The following is a 2,667-nucleotide window of genomic DNA, read 5'->3' as shown; positions in this document are numbered from 1 at the left end:
GCCTTTGCTTTTTCAATGATTTCTTTAACAGGGTTAATCGTGCCCAGGACATTGGATACGTGGGTGACAGCGATGACTTTGGTTTTCTCGTTAATCAACTCATCAACTTGGGAAAGTGATAGCTCACCGTTCTCGTCAAAATCGAGTACTTTAATTTGCGCACCGCATTTCTCCGCCGCTAATTGCCAGGGAACGATATTGGCGTGATGCTCCATGCGGCTAACGATGATCTCGTCACCAGGCTCTAGCTGACTTGCCAAACCGTTAGCAATCAGGTTAATGGCTTCAGTTGTTCCTTTGGTCCAAATGATTTCTTTGGTTGAGTTTGCATTGAGAAATTGACGAACTGTTTCGCGTGCACCTTCGAAACCAGCCGTTGCACGGTCACCCAAGGTGTGCGCGCCTCGGTGTACGTTGGCATTATCATGATGATAGTAGTTCGCCATGCTTTCGAGCACCGCTTCGGGCTTTTGTGCACTGGCGGCACTATCAAGGTAGATCAAAGGCTTGCCATTGACCTCTTGGTTTAGAATAGGGAATTGTTCTCTAATACTTTCAATATTCATTTATCACTCAATACCTTGATAGCTCTTTATGACGCAGGTGCACTAACGACGCGATCATTTAATCTAAAGGGTAACTTAACAGCTCTGCCAGTTGCTGCTCCCAGAAGTCTGCAATAGCTTCAATTGGGGCTGCCCGAACCACTTCCAATACAAAACCGAGGGTTAGCATCAGGCGAGCCTGTTCATGCGTTACGCCACGCGTTTTAAGGTAGTACAGTTCAGTTTCGTCTAACTGACCAATGGTTGTACCGTGAGCACATTTCACGTCATCGGCATAAATTTCCAGCTCGGGCTTGGAATCGATTTCAGCAGACGATGAAAGAAGAAGGTTCTTGTTATTCATTGAACCTAAGGTCTTCTGTGCGTCCGGGTGAATGTGAATTCGGCCATTAAAGACGATATGGGACTTATTGTCGGCAATACAACGGTAAGTCTCATTACTGGTGCAGTTTGGTGCAATATGTTCGATACAGGTATGGTTATCGTAATGCTGCTGACCGGTGGTGACAGTAACACCGTTAAGATCACACTCAGCACCTGCTTCTAACATCTGCACGTGCAAGTCGTGACGACCCACTTGGCTGCCCAAACCTAAAGAGTAGCTCTTGAAGTTAGCGTTACGATAGAGCGCGACACCGGTAAAACCGATTTGCTTGGCTGGCGTAGATTCAAGGTTCATACGCAAGTACTTTACATGAGCATTATCAGCAATACGCAGGTCACATACACTGTTAACAAGCCCTTGAGCACCTTCTTCGGCGTCAATGACGAGTTCTTCAATAAAGGTTGCTTCGGCATTTGCTTCAACGTTAATGAAAACGCGTGGCTGGCTCAGGCCGCTAGCATTGCTATGAAAAACCAACTTGAGTGGTTTGCCCAGTTGAGTATTCTTCGCAACGTTGATGAACAAGCCATCTTGCATCAAACCCGCATTCAGTTTTGCAAACAGCAAATGCTCTGCAGAATTACTTATGCTATTGGCGACAAGCTCGCACTCTTTCTCATCAAGAGAAGACAAACTTTTGATGGTGATACCCGCTTGTGACAAGGCATCAGCGTCATAGCTTGGCGCATTATTATTGGCGATCAGTATCGTGTTGCAATCAAGCTCGTAGCTCACTTGGTAGGGGGTAGCGATGGCCGTTGCTGGTGAAAAGCTTTCAGGAAGCTTCAAGTGCTTCGCTGAGTATTTCCAGGCTTCGGTTTTTCGGGTAGGCACAGCCGTTTGTGACAGGGCTGCCATACTTTCTTCGCTATATTTTTTCAGTGACTCGGGTAAGTCAGAAGACTTATTTAGACCGAAATCAATATCACTTAATAAGGTCATTACCGTGTCCCTAAGCTTTGTCTTCTTCGATGCCTAACCAGCCGTAGCCCTTTTCTTCAAGCTCAAGCGCGAGTTCCTTACCACCAGACTTAATAATCTGGCCGTTAGCAAGAACGTGAACGTAGTCAGGAACGATATAATCAAGTAAACGCTGGTAGTGAGTGACCATGACTACTGCACGCTCTGGTGAGCGCAGAGCATTAACGCCGTCAGCAACCACTTTAAGTGCGTCGATGTCTAGTCCGGAGTCGGTTTCGTCAAGAATCGCGAGTGATGGTTCAAGCATTAGCATTTGCATGATTTCATTACGCTTCTTTTCACCGCCAGAGAAACCTTCATTGACACCACGCTTCAAGAAAGATGGGTCTAGGTTAACTTGCTGAATCTTTGCTTTGGCTTGCTTCATGAATTCAGCCGCGTTCATTTCGTCCAGACCGCGGTGCTGGCGAATATTATTGATCGCAGTTTTCATAAATTGCAGGTTGCTAACGCCAGGAATCTCAACCGGATATTGGAAAGCTAGAAAGACACCTTCACGTGCTCTGTCTTCAGTTGACATGTCTAGCAAATCTTTGCTTTCGAAGTCGATACTGCCGTCTGTTACTTCATAAGCTTCATTGCCTGCAAGCACTTGCGATAAAGTACTTTTACCCGAGCCGTTTGGCCCCATAATCGCGTGAACTTCGCCTGCCTTCACTTCAAGGTTTAAGCCTTTCAGGATTTGTTTGCCTTCAACATTGGCATGTAAATTTTCGATCTTTAGCATTGTCTCTC

The 2,667-nt window shown here is 46.1% G+C and carries 3 protein-coding genes; all 3 read right to left on the bottom strand.

The window, feature by feature from the left end; all coding sequences use genetic code 11:
* Positions 1–566: aminotransferase class V-fold PLP-dependent enzyme (locus tag A3763_RS15220; RefSeq protein WP_156495110.1), on the bottom strand; the 566-nt coding region annotated here is incomplete at its 3' end.
* Between the two features lie 58 nt (positions 567–624).
* Complete coding sequence (sufD, locus tag A3763_RS15215; RefSeq protein ID WP_068513139.1) at positions 625–1,893, bottom strand: Fe-S cluster assembly protein SufD; 1,269 nt, start codon at positions 1,891–1,893, stop codon at positions 625–627.
* A gap of 10 nt (positions 1,894–1,903) precedes the next feature.
* Complete coding sequence (sufC, locus tag A3763_RS15210; RefSeq protein WP_068513135.1) at positions 1,904–2,659, bottom strand: Fe-S cluster assembly ATPase SufC; 756 nt, start codon at positions 2,657–2,659, stop codon at positions 1,904–1,906.
* Positions 2,660–2,667 lie beyond the last annotated feature (8 nt).

The organism is Oleiphilus sp. HI0128, assembly GCF_001635365.1.
This window is presented reverse-complemented; position numbering and strand designations above follow the sequence as displayed.

Bases quoted from the DNA above. Each gene is read 5' to 3' on its own strand.
- sufD (WP_068513139.1), bottom strand. From the start codon at position 1,893: ATGACCTTATTAAGTGATATTGATTTCGGTCTAAATAAGTCTTCTGAC.
- sufC (WP_068513135.1), bottom strand. From the start codon at position 2,659: ATGCTAAAGATCGAAAATTTACATGCCAATGTTGAAGGCAAACAAATC.